Here is a 20,532-nt window from a genome sequence, read left to right on the forward strand (position 1 = left end):
GCCGCGGTATCATGGCGGCCTTTCGAGATCCCATTCGAGTCCTGACCAGGCACCGCATTGATGTCAAACCCCACCCTGGCCCGTGAAGTCGGGCTTCGACGCACCTTCGCGATCATCTCGCACCCCGACGCCGGCAAGACCACCATCACCGAGAAGATGCTGCTGTTCGGCAACGCCATCCAGATGGCCGGTTCGGTGAAGAGCAAGCGCAACGACCGCCACGCCACCTCCGACTGGATGAAGATGGAGCAGGAGCGCGGCATCTCGGTGACCACCTCGGTGATGCAGTTCCCCTACGGCGGGCGCATCGTCAACCTGCTCGACACGCCCGGCCACGAGGACTTCTCCGAGGATACCTACCGCACCCTGACCGCGGTGGACTCGGCGCTGATGGTGATCGACGGCGCCAAGGGCGTCGAGGCGCGGACCATCAAGCTGATGGAGGTGTGTCGCCTGCGTACCACGCCGATCCTCACCTTCATCAACAAGATGGACCGCGATGTCCGCGATCCCGTCGAGGTGATGGACGAGGTCGAGGAGGTGCTGAACATCCAGTGTGCCCCCATGACCTGGCCGATCGGCATGGGGCGTCACTTCAAGGGCGTCTATCACCTCTACAACGACGTGATCCACCTCTACACCCAGGGGCAGGGCAGCCAGATCCCCGAAGACCGGCGCATCGAGGGGCTCGACAATCCCGAGGTGGACGCGGTGCTCGGCGAGGAGCAGGCCGAGGAGCTGCGCATGGAGGTGGAACTGGTGCGTGGCGCCTCCCACGAGTTCGACCACGAGGCCTACCTGCGGGGCGAGCTGTCGCCGGTCTACTTCGGGACCGCCATGGGCAACTTCGGGGTGCGCGAGATGCTCGACGGCTTCGTCGAGTACGCCCCGCCGCCCCAGCCGCGGGAGACCGACACCCGCACCGTCGAGCCGGATGACGAGCGCCTCACCGGTTTCGTGTTCAAGATCCAGGCCAACATGGATCCCAACCACCGCGACCGCATCGCCTTCCTGCGCGTCTGCTCGGGCAAGTACGAGAAGAACATGAAGATGCGCCATGTGCGCATCGGCAAGGACGTCAAGATCGCGGACGCCTTGACCTTCATGGCCTCGGACCGCTCCCAGGTGGAGGAGGCCTGGCCCGGGGACATCATCGGCCTGCACAACCACGGCACCATCCAGATCGGCGACACCTTCACCCAGGGCGAGGACATGCGCTTCACCGGCATCCCGCACTTCGCCCCGGAGCTCTTCAAGCGCGTGCGCCTCAAGGATCCGCTGAAGATGAAGGCGCTGCAGAAGGGCCTGCAGCAGCTCTCCGAGGAGGGTGCTACCCAGGTGTTCATGCCGCTGGACAACAACGACCTGATCCTCGGCGCCGTGGGCACCCTGCAGTTCGACGTGGTCGCCCACCGCCTCAAGGAGGAGTACAAGGTCGACTGTGTCTATGAAGGGGTGAACGTCAACACCGCCCGCTGGATCTACAGCAACGACGCCAAGAAGCTCGAGGAGTTCAGGCGCAAGGCGAGCACCAACCTGGCCATCGACGGCGGCGGCTACCTGACCTACATCGCCCCCACGCGCGTGAACCTGCAGATGACCCAGGAGCGCTGGCCGGAGATCCGCTTCCAGCCCACTCGGGAGCACTGAAACACCGGCCTTCGGCCAGCCTCAAGTGACAAGGAGCAAGCCTCAAGGAACCCCTTGCTCCTTGCTCCTTGCTCCTTGCTCCTTGCTCCTTGTAGCTTGTGTCCATGTTGATCGACGCCCACTGCCATCTCGACTTCCCCGACTTCGATGCCGACCGCGAGGCGGTGGTCGAGCGGGCCAGGGCGGTGGGCGTGGCGCATTTCGTTGTGCCGGGCACCACCCGGGCGCGCTGGCCCAATGTGCTGGCGCTGGGGGAACGGGGCGACGTCAGCGTCTGCCTGGGGCTTCATCCGTATTTCATGGACGAGCACCGCGAGGGGGACCTGGCGGCGCTGGAGGCGGCACTGGACGTGGTGGCGCCCAGGGTCGTGGGAATCGGCGAGTGCGGCATCGATGCCCGCTTCGCCGAGACGCTCGATGACCAGTGGGCGCTCTTCGATGTCCAGCTACGCCTTGCCAAGTCGCGTGAGCTGCCGGTGGTGATCCACTGCGTGCGGGCCAACGACCAGGTGGCCAAGCGCCTTCGCCAGCTGGCGCTCCCCGCCGGGGGACTGATCCATGCCTTCGCCGGCTCCCCCGAGCAGGCCAGCAAGTTCCTCGACCTGGGGTTCGTTGTCGGCCTGGGCGGCGCCGTCACCTTCGAACGGGCGAAACGCCTGCAGCGGGCGGTGGAGAGCCTGCCTGACGATGGCTATGTGCTCGAGACCGACAGCCCCGACATGCCACTGGCGGGCCACCGAGGCGAGCGCAACGAGCCGGCAGGGGTCGCCGAGGTCTGCCGGGTGGTGGCCAGGCTGCGAGGTCAGGATACCGACAGGGTAGCGACGGACAGCACCGACACTGCCCGCCGCCTGTTCAACTGCTGACTAAGTCCCTTCTGCCAGGCTCTCCGGGTCCAGGCGCTCGATTGGGTAGGGCAGCTTGAGCAGCTTGAGCTTCTGGCCGGCGCAGCGCAGTGGCAGGGCGGGTTCCCGGGTACTCATCACCGCCAGCACCTCGGCCTCGCCGTAGGCGTCCAGTTCGGCGCAGAGCACCTCACCGAGGCGCCGGTCGTCGGTGTCCTCGATGGCGCTGCCGGCTTCCGGCAGCAGGCCGCCGTCTAGCTGGGCACGCACCAGCCGCTTCTTGACCTGGCCACGAAAGTGCGCCCGGGCAACCACCTCCTGGCCGGTATAGCACCCCTTCTTGAAGCTGATGCCGCCGAGTGCCTCCCAGTTGAGCATCTGTGGCAGGTAGGTGTCGCGCTGGTCGGCCTCGAGCCAGGCCAGGCCCGACTGGATGTCGTGCAGCCGCCACACGGCGTTGTCGACCGGCGTGGCGTGCGCCTTCAGCCAGTTCCAGGCCTCCTCGGCCTGATCGGCCGGCAGGCAGGCCAGCAGGCGTGGCCGCGGCCCGGGATGAGCCAGCAGCTGTATCTGCTCATTGCCGGCCTGGTGCCAGGGACGGGGTGGTAGGAGGTCGAAGCGCACCTCGGCCAGCGCCGCGGCCTCGTGACCGATCAGCCCCAACAGGGCCAGGTCGTCACGCTCGCGCAGTTCGACCTTGTAGAAGGGGGCGAACTTCTTCAGGTGCTCGGCCAGCGAGGCTACCAGGCTGGCGTGCATCAGCAGGCGGTAGTGGGCCGGGGCGACGCGCAGCAGCTGGGCATTGGCCAGCATCCGCCCCTTGGGCGTGCAGAAGCAGGTCAGCGGGGCGAGGTCGCCGTCGGCCAGTGAGACCTGGGCGCTGGTCTGGCCCTGCAGGAAGGTCTCGGCATCGGGGCCCTCGACGTCCAGCACCCCCAGATGGGCGAGGGGCGTCATCACGCTGGCATCCAGAGCCAGCCGGGGTGCATCGGGGGTGTCGAAGGTCACCCGGTATTCGGCCTCCTGCCGACCGCCGGTGGCAGCGATCCAATCCATCATCTCCGGGCTCCTCTAGGTTCGGCGTCTGGCATGGTCATGTCCATTAGGTGCGGGCGGGGCGGCGGCATTGCAAGCGCTGCCCGGCGCTCGGGTGGCATGCTAGACTCGGGTCTTCCCTCATATTCATGCCGCGTCAGGAGCCGCCCATGGCCCATCAGTCATTGAACTTCCAGGGCGTCGAGAACGCCGACCAGGTCAATCGCATCACCACCGCCCTGATGATGCTGGACGGCGTCGACAGTGTCGAGGTCGGCCGCCACGGGGCCGAGGTGGAGGGGCGCGCCAGGCGTGACGTGCTGATCGAGGCGGTGCAATCTCTCAATCTGGGTATCGAGGTCAAGTGATGAAGAAGACCATTGAAGTCGTCAGTGAGCGCAACCATATCTATCGCCAGCGGGTCGAACTGGACGGTTTCGACGACCTCTTCGTCGACGTGCCCGAGGCCTATGGCGGCGAGGGGAGTGCCCCGGATCCCCATGACTACTTCGACCTCTCGCTCGGCGCCTGCAAGGCGATCACCTCGCAGATGTACGCCCGGCGCAAGAAGTGGCCGCTGACGGGCATCAGCGTCACGGTCAACCGGGACGACAGCCAGGAGCGCCACGGGACCTATCGGCTCGACGTGGCCATGACCTTCCATGGTATCGAGGACCCCGAGCAGCGGGCGCGCCTGGAGGAGATCAGCCACAAGTGCCCCATCCACCGGCTGATGACCACGTCCACCGTGGAGGTGACCACTCGCAGCGTCGAGAACACCGCCGAGGCCTGAGCCCCCGGCCCGAACGCGTCTCACCCCGGGGGCCGTGCAGGCGCCCGCCCCGTCACTGGAGCCACCATGAGCAAGCCCTTCCGTCTGCAGTCCAAGTTCCAGCCCGCCGGCGACCAGCCTACCGCCATCCGGGAACTGGTCAGTGGGCTGGAGTCGGGGCTGGCGCACCAGACGCTGCTCGGGGTGACAGGCTCCGGCAAGACCTTCACCATGGCCAACGTGGTCGAGCGCCTGCAGCGCCCCACCATCGTCATGGCGCCCAACAAGACCCTGGCGGCGCAGCTCTACGGCGAGTTCAAGGCGTTCTTTCCCGACAACGCCGTGGAGTATTTCGTCTCCTACTACGACTACTACCAGCCCGAGGCGTACGTGCCCTCGTCGGACACCTTCATCGAGAAGGATGCCTCGATCAACGACCATATCGAGCAGATGCGCCTCTCGGCCACCAAGGCGCTGCTGGAGCGACGCGACGCCATCATCGTGGTCTCGGTGTCGGCGATCTATGGCCTGGGGGATCCCGACCAGTACCTGAAGATGCGCCTGCACTTCACCCGCGGCGAGCTGATCGACCAGCGCAAGTTCCTGCGCCGCCTGGCGGAGCTGCAGTACACGCGCAACGACATGGACTTCAAGCGTGGCACCTACCGGGTGCGCGGCGATGTCATCGACATCTTCCCGGCCGATGCCGAGGACGAGGCGGTCCGCGTCGAGCTCTTCGATGACGAGATCGACACCATCAGCCTCTTCGACCCGCTCACCGGCGAGGTGCGGGGCCGGGTGCCGCGCATGACCATCTACCCCAAGTCACACTACGTCACGCCCCGGGAGACTATCCTCGGCGCCATCGACGATATCAAGGCGGAACTGGTGGAGCGGCTCGACTGGCTGCGCAAGCACGACAAACTGGTCGAGGCCCAGCGCCTGGAGCAGCGCACCCTCTACGATATCGAGATGATGCTCGAGCTCGGCTACTGCAACGGCATCGAGAACTACTCGCGCTACCTCTCCGGGCGCAACCCCGGCGAGCCGCCGCCGACCTTCTTCGACTACCTGCCCAGTGATGCCCTGCTGTTCATCGACGAGAGTCACGTCAGCGTTCCCCAGGTGGGGGGCATGTACAAGGGCGACCGCTCGCGCAAGGAGACGCTGGTGGAGTACGGTTTCCGGCTGCCCTCGGCGCTGGACAACCGGCCGATGAAGTTCGAGGAGTGGGAGCGCATCTGCCCGCAGACCATCTTCGTCTCGGCCACGCCCGGGCCCTACGAGGCCGAGCATGCCGGCCAGGTGGTGGAGCAGGTGGTACGCCCCACCGGCCTGCTGGACCCCGAGATCGAGGTGCGCCCGGCCTCCACCCAGGTGGACGACCTGCTCTCGGAGATCCGTCTGCGTAGCGAGGTCGGTGAGCGGGTGCTGGTCACCACCCTGACCAAGCGCATGGCCGAGGACCTCACCGAGTACCTGGATGAGCACGACGTGCGGGTACGCTACCTGCACTCGGACATCGACACCGTGGAGCGGGTGGAGATCATCCGTGACCTGCGCCTGGGCAAGTTCGACGTCCTGGTGGGGATCAACCTGCTGCGCGAGGGGCTCGACATTCCCGAGGTGTCGCTGGTGGCGATCCTCGATGCCGACAAGGAGGGCTTCCTGCGCAACGAGCGTTCGCTGATCCAGACCATGGGCCGGGCGGCGCGCAACGCCCACGGCAAGGCGATCCTCTACGGCGACCGGATCACCGACTCCATGCGCCGCGCCATGGACGAGACCCAGCGTCGTCGCGACAAGCAGATCGCCCACAATGAGGCCCACGGCATCACGCCGACCACGGTGACGCGCTCGGTGGCCGACATCATGGAGGCCGCCCAGGCCCCGGGGAAGAAGAAGGGGCGCAAGGGCGAGCGCAAGGTGGCCGAGCGCGAGGCCCTCTACGACCCCGCGGAGCTGTCACCGAGCGAGCTGCTCAAGGAGATCTCGCGAACCGAGGACGGGATGCACGAGGCGGCGCAGAACCTGGAGTTCGAGGAAGCCGCCCGGCTGCGCGACCGCTTGCACGAGCTCAAGGAGCGCCAGCTGCTCCTGGGCTCCGCCTGACGGGCGCCCGCCATGCCCGAGGGCCCCGAGATCCGTCGAGCCGCCGACCGCGTGCATCGCCAGCTCGCCGGCCGGCGGCTCGACGACGCCTGGTTCGCCTTTCCCGACCTGGCCGGCCAGGCCCCCACGCTGATCGGTCGGCGGGTCGCCGCGGTCGACAGCTGGGGCAAGGCGCTGCTGACACGGTTCGACGACGGTCGCGTGCTCTACTCCCACAACCAGCTCTACGGCGTCTGGAAGCTTCACGCCGCCGGCCGCGAGCCGGCCACCGGCCGCTCGCTGCGGGTCCGCCTGGTGGCACAGGGCAGGGCGGCGAGCCTCTATAGCGCCTCGGACGTCTCGCTGTGGGAGGCGGACAGGCTCGGTGACCACCCCTTCCTGTCGCGGCTCGGCCCTGACCTGCTGACCCACGGCGTGTCGGTGGAGCAGGCCGTGCAGCGGCTTCTCGAACCGCATTTTCGGCGTCGCGGAGTGGGCGGCCTGCTGCTCGACCAGTCGCTGTTCGCCGGCATCGGCAACTACCTGCGCGCCGAGATCCTGTTCTTCGCCGGACTGCACTTCAAGGTCCGGCCGGCGGACCTGGAGAAGGGCACCCTGATGCGCCTGGCGGCGTGCATCCTGGCCGTGACACGCCAGGCCTACGACCAGGCCGGGGTGACCAATCGGGCCGACTGGGCCGCCGCCGACCGTGCCCGGGGCGCCAGGCGACGCCACTGGCGCTTTGCCGTGTTCGAGCGCGAGGGCCTGCCGTGCCATGGCTGCGGCACGGCCATCGAGCGGGTGATGGTGGCCTCCCGGCGGCTCTATTTCTGCCCACACTGCCAGCCTGCTGGCTGATCGCCGGGGCAGATTTATACCGTTATCTACCCTGTAACTCACTTACATCCACTCAGGCCTTCGGCCACACCAATGTCGACAGCCAAGGGGGTGGGGTATAATGCCAGCCGTTCAAGCCCCGCCGAAACGCTCTTCGAGCGCCGCCGGCGCGGGCATGCCGATAACGCCAAGGAGTCCCTTGCCCATGACCGTGATTCGCCAGGATGACCTGATCCAGAGCGTCGCCGATGCCCTGCAGTACATCTCCTACTACCACCCCAAGGACTTCATCGACGCCATGGCGGCGGCCTATGAGCGTGAGGAGAACCCGGCGGCCAAGGACGCCATCGCCCAGATCCTGATCAATTCGCGGATGTGCGCCTTCGGCAAGCGGCCGATCTGTCAGGACACCGGCATCGTCACGGTCTTCGTGCATGTGGGCATGAACGTGCGCTTCGAGGCCGACATGAGCCTCGACGACATGATCAACGAGGGCGTGCGGCGCGCCTACCAGCTGCCCGACAACGTGCTGCGCGCCTCGGTGCTGGCCGACCCGGACGGCGCCCGCAAGAACACTGGCGACAACACCCCGGCGGTCATCCACCACAAGCTGGTGCCCGGCGACACCGTCGAGGTGCATGTGGCGGCCAAGGGGGGCGGCAGCGAGGCGAAGTCGAAGTTCGCCATGCTCAACCCCTCCGACAACGTGGTCGACTGGGTGATGGAGCAGCTGCCCAAGATGGGGGCCGGCTGGTGCCCGCCGGGCATGCTCGGCATCGGCATCGGCGGCACCGCCGAGAAGGCCATGGAGATCGCCAAGGAAGCGCTGCTCGACCCCATCGACATCCAGGAGCTCCAGGCCCGCGGCCCGGCCAATCGTGCCGAGGAGCTTCGCCTGGAGCTGTTCGACAAGGTCAACCGAAGCGGCATCGGCGCCCAGGGCCTCGGTGGCCTGACCACGGTGCTCGATATCAAGGTCAAGGAGTTCCCGACCCACGCCGCCAACAAGCCGGTGGCGATCATTCCCAACTGCGCCGCCACCCGCCACGCCCATTTCACCCTCGACGGCTCAGGTCCCGCGGCACTGCCGGCACCGAAGCTCGAGGACTGGCCGGAGATCACCCGCGAGGCCGGCGACAACGTCAAGCGCGTCGACCTCGACAGCGTGAACCCGGACGAGGTGCGGACCTGGCAGCCCGGCGACACCCTGCTGCTCAACGGCAAGCTGCTCACCGGTCGCGATGCCGCGCACAAGCGCATGGTCGACATGATCGCCAAGGGCGAGCCGCTGCCCGTGGACCTCAAGGGGCGCTTCATCTACTACGTGGGGCCGGTAGATCCGGTGCGTGACGAGGTGGTGGGCCCGGCCGGCCCGACCACGGCGACGCGCATGGACAAGTTCACCCGCACCATGCTCGAGGAGACCGGCCTGCTGGGCATGGTCGGCAAGGCCGAGCGGGGCGAGGCGGCCATCGAGGCGATCCGCGACAACCAGGCGGTCTACCTGATGGCCGTGGGCGGTTCCGCCTACCTGGTTGCCCAGGCGATCAAGAAGGCCCGGGTGGTGGGCTTCGAGGACCTGGGCATGGAAGCCATCTACGAGTTCGAGGTGGAGGACATGCCGGTGACCGTGGCCGTGGACAGCCAGGGTACCTCGGTCCACCAGACCGGCCCCGCCAAGTGGAAGGAGATCATCGCCGAGCGCGCCTGATCCTCGCTGACGACGACGGCCCCGCCAACTGGTGGGGCCGTCCGCGTTGGGGGTATGCTGCAGGTGAGTGCTTTCCGGACGGCACTGCCGTCTTCCCACGGAACGGGGATCCGACCATGACTTCCTGGCTGATCGGCCTGGCGATCTTCCTGATCTACCTGCTGGGCTTCGTCTCGGCGGTACTGGCCCTGATGTCCAGTCGCACCTCCCAGGGCGCCATCGCCTGGATCATCTCGCTGATCACCATGCCCTACGTGGCGGTGCCGGCCTACTGGATCTTCGGCCGGCCGCGCTTCTACGGCTATGTCTCGGCCCGCGGCGAGCGCGATACCGTGCTGCGCCGCCTGCTGGAACGCTACCGCGACCGCTTCGATCCCTACCTGCCCGAGCCTGGTGATGCGGACATCCGTGCCGTGGAGCAGCTGGCGATGATGCCGCTGACGCGCGGCAACCGGGCGGCGCTGCTGATCGACGGCGAGGCGACCTTCGACAGCCTCTTCGCCGGGATCGAGGCGGCCGAGGAGTACATCCTCATCCAGTTCTTCATCGTCCGCGACGATGCCCTGGGCGTCGAGCTCAAGCATCGCCTGCAGCGGGCCGCCGAGCGCGATGTGCGCATCTACTTCCTCTATGACGAGATCGGCAGCCGCGGCCTTGGCGACCGCTTCCTCCGCGATCTCGCCGAGGCCGGCGTGGAGGTCAGCGCCTTCCGCTCCTCCCGCGGTCTCAAGCATCGCTTCCAGCTCAACTTCCGCAACCATCGCAAGGTGCTGGTGGTCGATGGCCGGGAAGGGTGGCTGGGGGGCTTCAACGTCGGCACCGAATACCTCGGACAGCACCCGCGCCATGGCCACTGGCGCGACACCCACCTCAAGCTCACCGGCCCCAGCGTGCTGGGCCTGCAGGAGGCCTTCTGGGAGGACTGGCACTGGGCCACCGGCGAGATGATCTCGCTGACCTGGACGCCCTGGCCGAGCGAGGACGCCAACCAGAACGTGGTGATCGTGCCCTCCGGGCCGGCGGACCCTCAGGAGACGGCGAGCCTGCTGGTGCAGCATGCCATCCACAGTGCTCACGAACGCTTCTGGGTCACCAGCCCCTACTTCGTGCCCGACCAGGGGGTGCAGGATGCCCTGCGCCTGGCGGCGATGCGCGGGGTGGACGTGCGCATCATGATGCCGGAACGCCCGGACCACCTGCTGGTCTTCCTCTCGGCCTTCTCCTTCCTGCCCGACATGCTGCGTGCCGGGGTCAGGGTCTACCGCTACCAGCCGGGGTTCCTGCACCAGAAGGTGATGCTGATCGACGATGCCGCCGCCAGTGTCGGCACCGTCAACCTGGACAACCGCTCCTTCCGCCTCAACTTCGAGATCACCGCCGTGGTGCCCGACCGGCAGTTCGCCGCCGAGGTGCGCCTGATGCTCGAGCATGACTTCACCGACTGCCGTCGCGTCTCCCTGGAAGAGCTGACCCATCGCCCCCTGTGGCGCAAGCTGCTGTCCCGGGCGGCCTACCTGCTCTCGCCGATCCAGTGAGGCGGCTTGGGTCCCGGCCGCCGCTGGGGTACATTAGCGGGCTTCGAAGGCTCCCTGGCGGGAGTCGTCCACGCAGACATCCTGGGGAGTCCTGGTGAACCTCGAGACCAAGTGGCTGGAAGACTTCGTTGCCCTGGCCAGTACGCGCAGCTTTTCCGCCTCGGCCCGGCAGCGGCATGTCACCCAGCCGGCCTTCAGTCGGCGCATCCGCTCCCTGGAGCAGGCGGTCGGCGTGACCCTGGTCGACCGCTCGACCACCCCGGTGGACCTGACCCCCGAAGGACAGCTGTTCCTGGTCACCGCCCGCAATATCGTCGAGCAGCTCAACGAGAGCCTCGGCCACCTGCGCGGCCTGGCCATGGCCAACGAGGCGCTGGACATCGTCGCCGCCCACTCCCTGGCGCTGAGCTTCTACCCCCAGTGGATCTCCCGCCTGCAGCAGGGGCTCGGCGAGCTGCCGACCCGCCTGGTGGCCATGAACGTGGGCGACGCGATCCATGTGCTGCGCGAGGGCAATTGCGACCTGATGCTGGCCTACTACGATCCCTACGCCAGCATGCAGCTCGATGCCGAGGTCTTTCCTTCCTTCTCCATCGGCCAGGTCAAGATGCTGCCGGTCTGCCTGCCCGACGAGCAGGGCCGGCCACGCTTCCCGCTGGAAGGCCAGGAGTCGATTCCGTATCTGGCCTACACCCAGGGCGCCTTCCTGGGGCGAAGCGTGCGCATGCTGCTCAAGAACGACCCCCTGCGCATGCGCCTGAGAACCGTCTACGAGACGGCCATGGCCGAGGGGCTCAAGGGCATGGTGATGCAGGGCATGGGCATGGCCTGGATCCCCGACTTCTGCATCCGCCAGGAGCTCAAGGAAGGGCGCCTGGTGCGCGCCGGGGGCGAGCAGTGGGACGTGCCGCTAGAGATCCGCCTCTACCGCTGCTCGCTGGTGCACAAGCCGGGGGTCGAGAAGCTGTGGCGGCAGATGATGAAGTTGCCCCGCGACTTCCTCCAGGCCTGATGGGGCCCACCTCCCGGCGCGTGGCCCTGCCACATCAGGCGCGGTCGAAATCCGCCGGGAGGCCCAGAAAGTCCTGGATGATGAAGAAGTGGTCCTCGAACAGCCCCTCGGGGTCGAGGTCGGCGAGGGGGACCCAGCGGGCATGGTCACCGCCGCGCACCGGCTTGAGCTGGGGCAGCTGCTGCTCGGGACGCAGGGCGAAGTAGAAGGCCTCGGCCAGGGTGCGGCCCCGCCAGCTGCGATGGGGTTCGTCGAACAGCCGCTGGCCGCGCAGCGAGCCCTTGAGCACGGCCTCGGGCACCTTGAGGCGGACCCGCTCGCGCAGCTCCCTCAGACAGGCGTCCATCAGCCGTTCGTGGGGGCTGATGAAGCCGCCGGGCAGGGCGTAGAGTCCCTTGCCGGGCGCGGCCGTGCGCCTGACCAGCAGCACGTGGCCGGACTGCACCACCACGGCATTCACGGTGACGAAGATCGGCGGGTAGGGCGCCTGGGACCAGGCCTGGCGGTACTGGTCCAGCAGGTGCTGCTCCTCGACCAGCTGGCCGTAGGGCACCTCCTCCAGGAAGTCGCGTATCCGTGCCACCACCCCGGGGGGCAGGTCATGCGCGGCGTGGGTGCTCAGGTAGTCCTCCGCCGAGGAGGCGGAGCGGAACAGCCGCTCACGGATACGGCTGGCCGAGATGCCCTCCACCAGGGGCACGCTGACCGATTCCCACTGCGGGAAGAGGGCGAGGTAGTAGCTGGACTGCCCGCGACTGGCGCCAATCAGGCCGATGCGCGGCAGCCGGGCGCGCTCGGGAGAAGCAATGTCGCGCACCTTGCGCTGGACGTCGCGCACCCAGACGTCGTTGTTGTAGAGCGCATCCAGCAGCGGTACGACCTCGAGCCGGGCATTCTCCTCCTCCTCGAAGGCGCTGCGCAGCATGCGCAGGCGCTCCTCGTAGCGCCAGGGGTTGCGCAGCGAGCGGGCCTGCCAGGCGGAACCCACCAGCACGATGACCTGGCGGGCGTGCCGCAGGGCCTCGCGGATCACCGCCAGGTGCCCCAGGTGGGGAGGCTGGAAGCGGCCGATGAACACCAGGCAATCGAAGTCGGGCGGGTTGTCGGCGTCCGGTCTTGCGGTCATGGGCGTTCCTGGCAGGGAGGGGCGGGGCCCATTATGGTCACCCCCGAGGGCCGCTGCAATCGGGGGGCGCCCTCGGCGCACCGGCTGCATTCGCGTATGCTGAAGCAAAAGTCAGGGATGCGGGGAACGGGATGATCAAGGCGAGCATGGCGACCCTCAGGGAGGCAGGGCTGTTCTGGGCGGGGGTGGTGCAGGGGGCCGTAAAGCTGTGGCTGGAACGCAATGCCTTCAGCTATGCCGGCTCGCTGGCCTTCTACACCCTCTTCTCCCTGGCGCCCACCATGATCATCGCCGTCACGGTGATCGGCGTGGTGCTCGGCGAGGAGGCCGCCCATGGACAGATCGTCGCCCAGCTGCAGGGCACCATGGGGCATGACGCCGCCGCCGCCATCGAGCAGGCGGTGGCCCAGTCGCGCATCGAGGAGTCCGGCCTGCTGCCGACACTGCTCGGGGTGGGGGCCCTGTTGGTCGGTGCCACCACGGTCTTCGCCCAGATGCAGTTCTCGCTGAATACCCTCTGGGGCGTGACGGCGAGGCCCAGCAGCAACAGCGCCCTCAAGTTCCTCAAGAACCGCCTGCTGTCGCTGACCGTGGTGCTCGCCATCGGCTTCATCCTGCTGGTGTCGCTGGTGCTCGGCGTGGTGGTTCGAGCCATGCTGCAGGCCGCCGACGACCTGCTGCCCTTCATCGGGCTGTTGACGACCGGGGCCGAGTTCCTGGTCTCGCTCATGGTGATCGCCGCGCTCTTCGCCACCATCTTCAAGGTGTTGCCGGATGTGGTGCTGCGCTGGCAGGACGTGCTGGTGGGCGCGGTTGTCACCGCCGTGCTGTTCGCCATCGGCCGCTCGGCCATCGCCATCTACCTGGCCTACACGGCCACGGCCTCGACCTACGGCGCGGCCGGGTCGGTGGTGATGATCCTGCTGTGGGTCTACTACAGCTCGCTGATCCTGCTGTTCGGCGCCGCCTTTACCAAGTGCCACCTGCTGGCGTCGGGCAAGGCGGTGGTGCCGCGCAATTCCGCGGTGCTGGTGCGTCACGAACTGCTGGAGGAGTGAGCGACACGGCCTGAGCACCATGAACCGGAGGCCAGCGATGGCCGGCCTCCGGGATGGCATCATGCCGCGTCGGGCGCCTCAGCCGGCGGGGCGGAAACGCTCACGGGCCAGGTCGTCGGCCACGCCGGCGGGACTCCGGCCCTCGCGGTCGGCGCGGGTGAAGATCTCGTCCAGGGTGGCCCCGATCCCCTCGATATGCGCCATGACAGCCTCGCGACGGTAATCGTCGCGACGCTGCCAGGCGATCTCGATCACCCCGCCCGCGTTGGCCACGTAGTCCGGGGTGTAGAGGATGCCGCGCGCCATCAGGCGCTCGGCGATCGCCGGAGCGGCCAGCTGGTTGTTGGCGGCACCGCAGACCACCCTGGCCTTCAGGCGGTCGACCACCGCTTCCGAGAGGGCGGCGCCCAGGGCGCAGGGCGCGAAGACGTCGACCTCGGCATCGGCGATCGCGGCCGGCGCCACGGCCTCGGCACCGAGCTCCTCGGCGAGATGGGCCAGGGCCGCGGCATCGACGTCGGTCAGCACCAGCCGGGCGCCGGCAGCATGGAGGTGGCGTGACAGGTGGGCGCCGACGTTGCCGACCCCCTGCACCGCCACCCGCACGCCGGCGAGGTCGTCGCGCCCCAGGCCGTGGCGCACGGCGCTCCTCAGGGCGCAGTACACCCCCCAGGCCGTGAAGGGCGAGGGGTCGCCCGAGGCAGCACCGTGGCGGGGCAGGCCGCCGACGTGCTCGGTGACCTCGGCGATGCGCCGCATGTCGGCCTCGCTGCTGCCCGAGTCCTCGGCGGTGATGTAGGCGCCGCCCAGGCCGTCGACCAGCCGGCCCATGGCGCGCAGCAGCTCCGGGGTCTTGTCACGGCGCGGGTCGGCGATGATCACCGCCTTGCCGCCGCCGAGCGGCAGGTCAGCCAGCGCCGACTTGTAGGTCATGCCGCGGGAGAGGCGCAGCACGTCGGTGAGTGCCTCGGCGTCGCTGTCATAGGGGAATATGCGCAGGCCGCCCAGGGCCGGGCCGCGAGTGGTATCGTGGATGGCGATGATGGCGCGCAGGCCGCTCGCCTCGTCGCTGCCGAAGACGATCTGCTGGTGGTGGTCGAACTCGGGGTGGTCGAAGACCGGCATGGTGGAACTCCCTCGTGAGGATGATCATTGTGGTTGTGTCGGCCCGGGTAGGGCGATCCTCGGCCGCGGAGGGCTTGTGGCCTTGTGGCGTCCGGGATAGTGACAAGACTAGGGCATCGGCCTCGGGACGGGAAGGCCCGGGGGCTGGTCGCCTGCCTGGCGCGGCTGGTAGAAAGGGGCAGGTGATCGATCGCGACCGAGAGAGGAGGTGGCCATGGACAAGTGCTGCGCCAGAGCGCTGGTAACGGGCAAGGTGCAGGGGGTCTGGTATCGCCGGGCGACCCAGGAGCAGGCCCTCAGGGCCAGGATCACCGGCCATGCGATCAACCTGCCGGACGGGCGGGTCGAGGTGCTGATGTGCGGCGAGCGCGAGGCGGTCAAGCGGCTCGCCGAGTGGCTGTGGAAGGGGCCCGACGGTGCCCGCGTCACCCACGTGGAGTTCGAGGTGATCGAGACCCACTCGCCGGACGAGTTCCACGTCGGCTAGCGAACGGGCGGGACCGGCAGGGCCCGCCCGGAGCGCGTGCCCTGCCGGCGCCGTTCAGCCATCAGGCCAGGGTATCGGCGATCCAGTCGCTGACGGCCTCGCCGTCGACGCCCAGGCAGACCTCCACCAGCGGCGTGCGGGACCAGCGCGCCTCGATGAAGCCGCGCCCCTCGGGGGCGAAGATCGTCTGGCCCTCGGCGTCACCGGACGTCGCCACGGTCAGATGGCCGCGGCCCGTGGTGAAGAGCTCCGGGCGCAGTAGCCAGGCCAGGGCACAGCTGTCGTGGGGACAGCAGCCATCGATACCCAGGAACTCCCGGTAGAAGTCCCGGTAGAAGCCGTAGCTGCCCGCCAGCACCGTGCCGAGCGCGCCCTGGCCGGCTTCGATGCGCGCCATGTGCTCGCCGGTGAGCACACAGCGGTGGGTGACGTCCAGTCCCACCAGGGTCAGCGGCCAGCCGGCGGTGAGGACCCGCGCGGCGGCGTCCGGGTCGTTGAACATGTTGGCCTCGGCCACCGGGGTGACGTTGCCGCCCTCGCGGACCGAGCCGCCCATGATCACCACCCGCTTGACCTTCTCGATGATCGTCGGGTCGAGCTGCAGGGCCGCGGCCAGGTTGCCCACCGGGCCCACCGCCACCAGGGTGACCTCGCCGGGCCGGGCATTCAGGGTGTCGACGATGAACTGCGCGGCGCTGCGCGGGTCGGCCTGTCCCCTGACCGGCGGCAGCTCGATGTCGCCCAGGCCGTTGGCGCCATGGATGTGGGCGGGCGGCGGATGGCGCGCCTTGACCAGCGGTGCCGCGGCGCCCTGGGCCACGGGAACCTCTCGCCCGGCAAGCTCGGCGAGCAGCAGGGCATTGTGGGTGGCGGTCTCCACGTCCACGTTGCCGTAGGTAGTGGTCAGCCCCAGCAGGTCGAGCTCGGGATGGCGCAGGGCGATGGCGATGGCCTGGGCGTCATCGACGCCGGGGTCGGTGTCGAAGATGATCGGATGGCTCACGGTGCCTCCTCGTCGTGGCGGTAGGGCGCGGGCGGGTCGTCGCGCAGGGCGCGCTCGACCGCCGTCGCCTCGGGAATGCTCTCCGCGGCGCCGGCGACCTGCACCCCCAGGGCGGCGGCGGTAGCGGCCCGCGTCAGGCAGTCGGCCACCGGCCGTCCCTGCTGCAGGGCGGCCAGGTAGTAGCCGATGAAGGTGTCGCCAGCCGCCGTGGTATCCCGCGCGGTGACCGGCAGGGCCGGCTGGAAGTGGCGCTCGTCGTCGGACTGGTACCAGGCACCGTCGCCGCCCAGGGTCAGCACCGTCTCGCAGCCGGGCAGGCGGCGGGCGAGGCCATCGAGTAGGGCCTCGGGCGGCGAGGCGTCGTCCAGGCCGGCCAGCCAGGCGGCCTCGCCGCGGTTGACGAACAGCAGCCGGCAGTGGGCCAGGGGCAGCTCGAGCACCGCATCGCTCATCGGTGCGGGATTGAAGGCGATGTTCAGGCCCGCCTCGGCGGCGCGCTCCATCACCCGGGGCAGGGCATTGCACTCGTTCTGGGCCAGCAGCCAGTCCCCGGGGGAGGCCGTGGCGAAGTGCACGTCGAGGTCCTGTTCCGTGGTGCCATGGTTGGCACCCGGGAAGAGGATGATGGCGTTTTCGCCGCGGTCGTCCACCTGGATGATGGCGTGGCCGCTGGGCTCGTCGACCAGGGCGATCGCCTCTACCTCCACCCCGGCACGGTCCAGCAGCTCACGGGCCCAGGCATCCTGGCGACCCAGGCGCCCCCAGTGGCGGACCCGCCCGCCGGCACGCGCCATGGCCAGCGACTGGTTGGCCCCCTTGCCCCCCAGCCCGACCCGGTAATCGCGGCTGGCGATGGTCTCCCCGGGGCGCACCAGGTGGGGGACACGGTAGAAGTGGTCGAGGTTGATGGAACCGTAGTTGTGCAGCATGGGAGCCTCCGCGCTCAGCCTGCCTGCCAGCCGCGCAGGTTGTCGGCGGTGAGCGCCACGATGCGCTGGCGGGCCTCGGGGGTGATCCAGGCGTTGTGGGGGGTGACGATCAGGTTGAGCGGCTCCCCCAGGGCGTCGAGCAACGGGTGTCCGTCGCGCGGTGGCTCCTCCGGCAGCACGTCGACGCCTAGCCCGCCCAGGCGGCCCTGGCGCAGGGCCTCGAGCGCCGCCTGCTCGTCGATGATCCCGCCCCGGGCGCAGTTGACCAGCAGGGCGTCGGGCTTGAGGCTGGCGAGCAGGGCATCGTCGACCAGGTGGCGAGTGGCCTCGGTGAGAGGGCAGTGCAGGCTGATCACGTCCGCCTCGGGCGCCAGGTCGCGAAGGCCGGGGCGGCTGTCATGGGCCTCGTTGCCGGGGCGCGCGGCGAAGTCGACGTGCATGCCGAAGGCCTGGGCCAGGCGCGCCACCTTCGAGCCCAGCTCGCCCTGGCCGACGATCACCAGCCGCTTGCCTTCCAGCTGCAGGGTCGTGTGGCCCATCAGGCAGAAGAAGGGGCTCTGGTTCCAGCGTCCTTCGGCCACGTCGCGCTGGTAGAGGGGCAGCCGGGTGGCCAGGGCCAGCATCAGCATCAGGGTGTGCTGGGCCACGCTGGCCGTGCCGTAGGCGGTCACGTTCTTCACGGCGATGCCCAGCCGCTTGGCCGCGGCCATGTCGATGTTGTTGGTGCCAGTGGCGAGCACGCAGATCAGCCGCAGCGCGGGCAGGGCATCGAGGGTCTGGGCATCGAGCACCACCTTGTTGACGATGGCCACCTCGGCGCCGGCGAGCCGTTCGGCGGCCTGGTCGCGCGTGCTCTGGTCATGCACGTCCAGGATGTCGAGATGCTGGCGAATCGGGGCCAGGTCGATGTCGGGACCCAGGCTGGCGGCGTCGAGGATGACGGCTTTCATGCATTTTTCCTTGTCGATGCAGGCGAGTCGGGCAACGGGCCGTGGCAGGGGTGGGCCTTGCCCGGCGCGACAGGCTATAATAGCCGGCTTTCGAGGCAGGCTTGGAATCTCCGCGGGCCGGCCCTATATCGCACCACGGTAGCGCGAGGCGGTGGATGCCCCTGCCCGTGCTTGACCCATGGGTAATGTCATTACACCGGGAGTGATCAAACCATGCCCATCTACGAATACGAGTGCAAGGCCTGCGGCCACCGCCTGGAGAAGCTCCAGAAGATCAGCGCCGAGCCGCTGAGGGACTGTCCGGCCTGCGAGGCGGCGGAGCTCAATCGCCTGGTCTCCGCCGCCGGATTCCGGCTGGCCGGCGGCGGCTGGTACGAGACCGATTTCAAGACCGGCAGCAAGAAGAACCTTGCCGGCGTCGAGTCCGGCAAGGCCGACAAGACGCCGAGCAAGGACGGGGCGGCGGCCTGAGCCGCCCGACGTTGCCTTTCACCACTTCACGCAACAGAACAGGATTTGACATGCGCAGCCATTATTGCGGCCAGCTGAACGAGACCCTGGTGGATCAGACGGTCACCCTGTGCGGCTGGGTCCACCGCCGCCGTGACCATGGGGGCGTGATCTTCCTCGACATGCGCGATCGCGACGGCATCGCCCAGGTCGTGGTCGACCCCGATACCGCCGAGGCCTTCGCCAATGCCGACCGCGCCCGCAGCGAGTATGTGCTGCGCATCGTCGGTCGCGTCAGGCTGCGTCCCGAGGGCACCCAGAACCCCAACATGCCCACCGGCCTGATCGAGGTGCTGGCCAAGGAGGTCGAGGTGCTCAACACCGCCGCCACGCCGCCCTTCCAGCTCGACGAGCACGGCAAGGTGGGCGAGGAGGTGCGCCTCAAGCATCGCTACATCGACCTGCGCCGCCCGGAGATGATCGAGAAGCTGCGCCTGCGCTCGCGCATCTCCCATAGCGTGCGCGCCTTCCTCGAGGGGCAGGGCTTCCTGGACATCGAGACCCCGATCCTGACTCGCGCCACCCCCGAGGGCGCGCGCGACTACCTGGTGCCGAGCCGCACCCATCCGGGCAGCTTCTTCGCGCTGCCGCAGTCGCCGCAGCTGTTCAAGCAGCTGCTGATGGTGTCGGGCTTCGACCGCTACTACCAGATCGCCAAGTGCTTCCGCGACGAGGACCTGCGCGCCGATCGCCAGCCCGAGTTTACCCAGATCGACCTCGAGGCCTCCTTCGTCGAGGAGGAGGACATCATGTCGATCACCGAGGCGATGGTCCGCCAGCTCTTCCAGGAGGTGCTCGACGTCGAGCTGCCCGCCTTCCCGCGCATGCCCTACGCCGAGGCCATGAGCCGCTTCGGCTCCGACAAGCCGGACCTGCGCATCCCGCTGGAGCTCACCGATGTCGATGACCTGATGAAGGACGTCGACTTCAAGGTCTTCTCCGGTCCCGCCAACGCCGAGGACGGTCGCGTCGCCGCCCTCAAGGTCAAGGGCGGCGCCAGCCTGTCCCGCAAGGAGATCGACGACTACACCCGGTTCGTCGGCATCTATGGCGCCCGCGGGCTGGCCTGGATCAAGGTCAACGAGCGTGCCAAGGGGCTCGAAGGGCTCCAGTCGCCCATCGTCAAGTTCATGGAAGGCGTGGTCGAGCAGCTGCTGGACCGGGTGGGCGCCGAGGACGGCGACATCATCTTCTTCGGTGCCGACAAGGCGCGGGTCGTCAACGAGGCCCTGGGGGCGCTGCGCGTGCGCCTCGGCGAGGACCTCGAGCTCTATACCGCCGAGTGGGCCCCGCTGTGGGTGGTCGACTTCCCGATGTTCGAGGAGGACGGCAGCGCCCGCCTGCAGGCCCTGCACCATCCCTTCACCGCCCCCTCCTGCGACGCCGAGACCCTCAAGGCCCACCCGGCCTCCGCGCTCTCGCGGGCCTATGACATGGTGCTCAACGGCACCGAGCTGGGCGGCGGCTCGATCCGCATCCACGACCAGGCGATGCAGCAGACCGTGCTCGAGGTGCTGGGCATCGGAGAGGAGGAGGCCCGCGAAAAGTTCGGCTTCCTGCTCGACGCCCTGCAGTACGGCGCGCCGCCCCATGGCGGCCTGGCCTTCGGCCTGGACCGGCTGGTGATGCTGATGAGCGGGGCGAAGACCATCCGCGAGGTGATCGCCTTCCCGAAGACCCAGAGCGCGGCCTGTCTGCTGACCGAGGCGCCGGGCGAGGTGAGCGCCGAGCAGCTCAAGGAGCTCAACATCCGCCTGCGCCAGAAGGCCAAGGCGGAGACCGCCGGCGAGTGACGGCGACCCCGACCCGATGACATTCCACCGGCGCCCAAGGGCGCCGGTGCTGTCTTGACTTCC

Annotated in this window: 19 protein-coding genes; 13 read left to right on the plus strand and 6 right to left on the minus strand. The window is 68.6% G+C overall.

Annotated elements, in window-relative coordinates; genetic code table 11:
• Positions 1 to 60: 60 nt before the first annotated feature.
• Together P8934_RS09255 and P8934_RS09260 are read left to right on the plus strand one after the other, a co-directional pair.
• Positions 61 to 1,650, plus strand: a complete 1,590-nt coding sequence (locus P8934_RS09255; protein WP_278033925.1) for a peptide chain release factor 3 — start codon at positions 61 to 63, stop codon at positions 1,648 to 1,650.
• A gap of 104 nt (positions 1,651 to 1,754) precedes the next feature.
• A complete protein-coding gene (locus P8934_RS09260) occupies positions 1,755 to 2,516 on the plus strand; it encodes a TatD family hydrolase (protein WP_278033926.1) in 762 nt (253 codons plus the stop codon).
• Here the strand turns inward: P8934_RS09260 and P8934_RS09265 are convergent, their stop codons facing one another.
• Positions 2,517 to 3,554 (minus strand): folate-binding protein, encoded by a 1,038-nt coding sequence (locus tag P8934_RS09265; RefSeq protein ID WP_278033927.1) that lies wholly within the window; start codon positions 3,552 to 3,554, stop codon positions 2,517 to 2,519.
• Positions 3,555 to 3,700: 146 nt separating this feature from the next.
• Here P8934_RS09265 and P8934_RS09270 point away from each other — a divergent pair, with 146 nt between their 5' ends.
• The 7 genes from P8934_RS09270 to P8934_RS09300 all read left to right on the plus strand — a co-directional run bounded on the left by P8934_RS09270 (position 3,701) and on the right by P8934_RS09300 (position 11,488).
• On the plus strand, positions 3,701 to 3,898 hold the full coding sequence (locus P8934_RS09270; RefSeq protein ID WP_278033928.1) for a hypothetical protein: 198 nt from the start codon (positions 3,701 to 3,703) through the stop codon (positions 3,896 to 3,898).
• Positions 3,898 to 4,323: an OsmC family protein gene (locus tag P8934_RS09275; RefSeq protein WP_278033929.1), complete on the plus strand. Its 426-nt coding sequence runs from the start codon at positions 3,898 to 3,900 to the stop codon at positions 4,321 to 4,323. Before P8934_RS09270 ends, P8934_RS09275 begins: the two co-directional genes overlap by 1 nt.
• 66 nt (positions 4,324 to 4,389) lie before the next feature.
• On the plus strand, positions 4,390 to 6,414 hold the full coding sequence (gene uvrB / locus P8934_RS09280; RefSeq protein ID WP_278033930.1) for an excinuclease ABC subunit UvrB: 2,025 nt from the start codon (positions 4,390 to 4,392) through the stop codon (positions 6,412 to 6,414).
• A gap of 12 nt (positions 6,415 to 6,426) precedes the next feature.
• Positions 6,427 to 7,251, plus strand: coding sequence for an endonuclease VIII (nei, locus tag P8934_RS09285; RefSeq protein ID WP_278033931.1), 825 nt, complete (start codon positions 6,427 to 6,429; stop codon positions 7,249 to 7,251).
• 184 nt (positions 7,252 to 7,435) lie between these two features.
• Positions 7,436 to 8,941, plus strand: a complete 1,506-nt coding sequence (locus P8934_RS09290; RefSeq protein WP_278033932.1) for a fumarate hydratase — start codon at positions 7,436 to 7,438, stop codon at positions 8,939 to 8,941.
• Positions 8,942 to 9,057: 116 nt separating this feature from the next.
• Positions 9,058 to 10,476: a cardiolipin synthase gene (gene cls / locus P8934_RS09295; protein WP_278033933.1), complete on the plus strand. Its 1,419-nt coding sequence runs from the start codon at positions 9,058 to 9,060 to the stop codon at positions 10,474 to 10,476.
• A 94-nt stretch (positions 10,477 to 10,570) separates the two neighbouring features.
• Positions 10,571 to 11,488, plus strand: a complete 918-nt coding sequence (locus tag P8934_RS09300) for a LysR substrate-binding domain-containing protein (RefSeq protein ID WP_106230924.1) — start codon at positions 10,571 to 10,573, stop codon at positions 11,486 to 11,488.
• A gap of 34 nt (positions 11,489 to 11,522) precedes the next feature.
• Here the strand turns inward: P8934_RS09300 and P8934_RS09305 are convergent, their stop codons facing one another.
• On the minus strand, positions 11,523 to 12,614 hold the full coding sequence (locus tag P8934_RS09305; protein ID WP_278033934.1) for a bifunctional nicotinamide-nucleotide adenylyltransferase/Nudix hydroxylase: 1,092 nt from the start codon (positions 12,612 to 12,614) through the stop codon (positions 11,523 to 11,525).
• A gap of 131 nt (positions 12,615 to 12,745) precedes the next feature.
• On the opposite strand from P8934_RS09305, the gene P8934_RS09310 reads away from it, so the two are divergent.
• On the plus strand, positions 12,746 to 13,672 hold the full coding sequence (locus P8934_RS09310) for a YihY/virulence factor BrkB family protein (RefSeq protein ID WP_278033935.1): 927 nt from the start codon (positions 12,746 to 12,748) through the stop codon (positions 13,670 to 13,672).
• 78 nt (positions 13,673 to 13,750) lie between these two features.
• Here the strand turns inward: P8934_RS09310 and P8934_RS09315 are convergent, their stop codons facing one another.
• A complete protein-coding gene (locus tag P8934_RS09315) occupies positions 13,751 to 14,797 on the minus strand; it encodes a Glu/Leu/Phe/Val dehydrogenase dimerization domain-containing protein (RefSeq protein WP_278033936.1) in 1,047 nt (348 codons plus the stop codon).
• A gap of 214 nt (positions 14,798 to 15,011) precedes the next feature.
• Here P8934_RS09315 and P8934_RS09320 point away from each other — a divergent pair, with 214 nt between their 5' ends.
• A complete protein-coding gene (locus P8934_RS09320) occupies positions 15,012 to 15,284 on the plus strand; it encodes an acylphosphatase (RefSeq protein ID WP_278033937.1) in 273 nt (90 codons plus the stop codon).
• 61 nt (positions 15,285 to 15,345) lie between these two features.
• Here P8934_RS09320 and P8934_RS09325 read toward each other — a convergent pair whose 3' ends face one another.
• Genes P8934_RS09325 through P8934_RS09335 form a run of 3 tightly spaced genes read right to left on the minus strand, consistent with a single transcriptional unit; the run spans position 15,346 to position 18,166 of the window.
• Positions 15,346 to 16,287 (minus strand): nucleoside hydrolase, encoded by a 942-nt coding sequence (locus P8934_RS09325; protein ID WP_278033938.1) that lies wholly within the window; start codon positions 16,285 to 16,287, stop codon positions 15,346 to 15,348.
• Positions 16,284 to 17,216, minus strand: a complete 933-nt coding sequence (locus P8934_RS09330; protein ID WP_278033939.1) for a ribokinase — start codon at positions 17,214 to 17,216, stop codon at positions 16,284 to 16,286. The genes P8934_RS09325 and P8934_RS09330 overlap by 4 nt, the downstream gene beginning before the upstream one ends.
• Positions 17,217 to 17,230: 14 nt before the next feature.
• Positions 17,231 to 18,166, minus strand: a complete 936-nt coding sequence (locus P8934_RS09335) for a D-2-hydroxyacid dehydrogenase (protein ID WP_278033940.1) — start codon at positions 18,164 to 18,166, stop codon at positions 17,231 to 17,233.
• A gap of 213 nt (positions 18,167 to 18,379) precedes the next feature.
• Here P8934_RS09335 and P8934_RS09340 point away from each other — a divergent pair, with 213 nt between their 5' ends.
• Both P8934_RS09340 and aspS read left to right on the plus strand, forming a co-directional pair.
• Complete coding sequence (locus P8934_RS09340; protein WP_278033941.1) at positions 18,380 to 18,637, plus strand: zinc ribbon domain-containing protein; 258 nt, start codon at positions 18,380 to 18,382, stop codon at positions 18,635 to 18,637.
• A 50-nt stretch (positions 18,638 to 18,687) separates the two neighbouring features.
• The gene (gene aspS / locus P8934_RS09345; RefSeq protein ID WP_278033942.1) at positions 18,688 to 20,469 is read left to right on the plus strand and encodes an aspartate--tRNA ligase; all 1,782 of its coding nucleotides are present in this window, start codon (positions 18,688 to 18,690) and stop codon (positions 20,467 to 20,469) included.
• Positions 20,470 to 20,532 lie beyond the last annotated feature (63 nt).

The sequence above is a fragment of the Halomonas sp. CKK8 genome, assembly GCF_029625235.1.
GTDB classification, from domain to species: Bacteria; Pseudomonadota; Gammaproteobacteria; order Pseudomonadales; family Halomonadaceae; genus Halomonas; species Halomonas ventosae.

Coding starts and splice junctions, on each gene's coding strand:
- P8934_RS09255 (WP_278033925.1), top strand. CDS start 61: ATGTCAAACCCCACCCTGGCCCGTGAAGTCGGGCTTCGACGCACCTTC.
- P8934_RS09260 (WP_278033926.1), top strand. CDS start 1,755: ATGTTGATCGACGCCCACTGCCATCTCGACTTCCCCGACTTCGATGCC.
- P8934_RS09265 (WP_278033927.1), bottom strand. CDS start 3,554: ATGATGGATTGGATCGCTGCCACCGGCGGTCGGCAGGAGGCCGAATAC.
- P8934_RS09270 (WP_278033928.1), top strand. CDS start 3,701: ATGGCCCATCAGTCATTGAACTTCCAGGGCGTCGAGAACGCCGACCAG.
- P8934_RS09275 (WP_278033929.1), top strand. CDS start 3,898: ATGAAGAAGACCATTGAAGTCGTCAGTGAGCGCAACCATATCTATCGC.
- uvrB (WP_278033930.1), top strand. CDS start 4,390: ATGAGCAAGCCCTTCCGTCTGCAGTCCAAGTTCCAGCCCGCCGGCGAC.
- nei (WP_278033931.1), top strand. CDS start 6,427: ATGCCCGAGGGCCCCGAGATCCGTCGAGCCGCCGACCGCGTGCATCGC.
- P8934_RS09290 (WP_278033932.1), top strand. CDS start 7,436: ATGACCGTGATTCGCCAGGATGACCTGATCCAGAGCGTCGCCGATGCC.
- cls (WP_278033933.1), top strand. CDS start 9,058: ATGACTTCCTGGCTGATCGGCCTGGCGATCTTCCTGATCTACCTGCTG.
- P8934_RS09305 (WP_278033934.1), bottom strand. CDS start 12,614: ATGACCGCAAGACCGGACGCCGACAACCCGCCCGACTTCGATTGCCTG.
- P8934_RS09310 (WP_278033935.1), top strand. CDS start 12,746: ATGATCAAGGCGAGCATGGCGACCCTCAGGGAGGCAGGGCTGTTCTGG.
- P8934_RS09315 (WP_278033936.1), bottom strand. CDS start 14,797: ATGCCGGTCTTCGACCACCCCGAGTTCGACCACCACCAGCAGATCGTC.
- P8934_RS09320 (WP_278033937.1), top strand. CDS start 15,012: ATGGACAAGTGCTGCGCCAGAGCGCTGGTAACGGGCAAGGTGCAGGGG.
- P8934_RS09330 (WP_278033939.1), bottom strand. CDS start 17,216: ATGCTGCACAACTACGGTTCCATCAACCTCGACCACTTCTACCGTGTC.
- P8934_RS09335 (WP_278033940.1), bottom strand. CDS start 18,166: ATGAAAGCCGTCATCCTCGACGCCGCCAGCCTGGGTCCCGACATCGAC.
- P8934_RS09340 (WP_278033941.1), top strand. CDS start 18,380: ATGCCCATCTACGAATACGAGTGCAAGGCCTGCGGCCACCGCCTGGAG.
- aspS (WP_278033942.1), top strand. CDS start 18,688: ATGCGCAGCCATTATTGCGGCCAGCTGAACGAGACCCTGGTGGATCAG.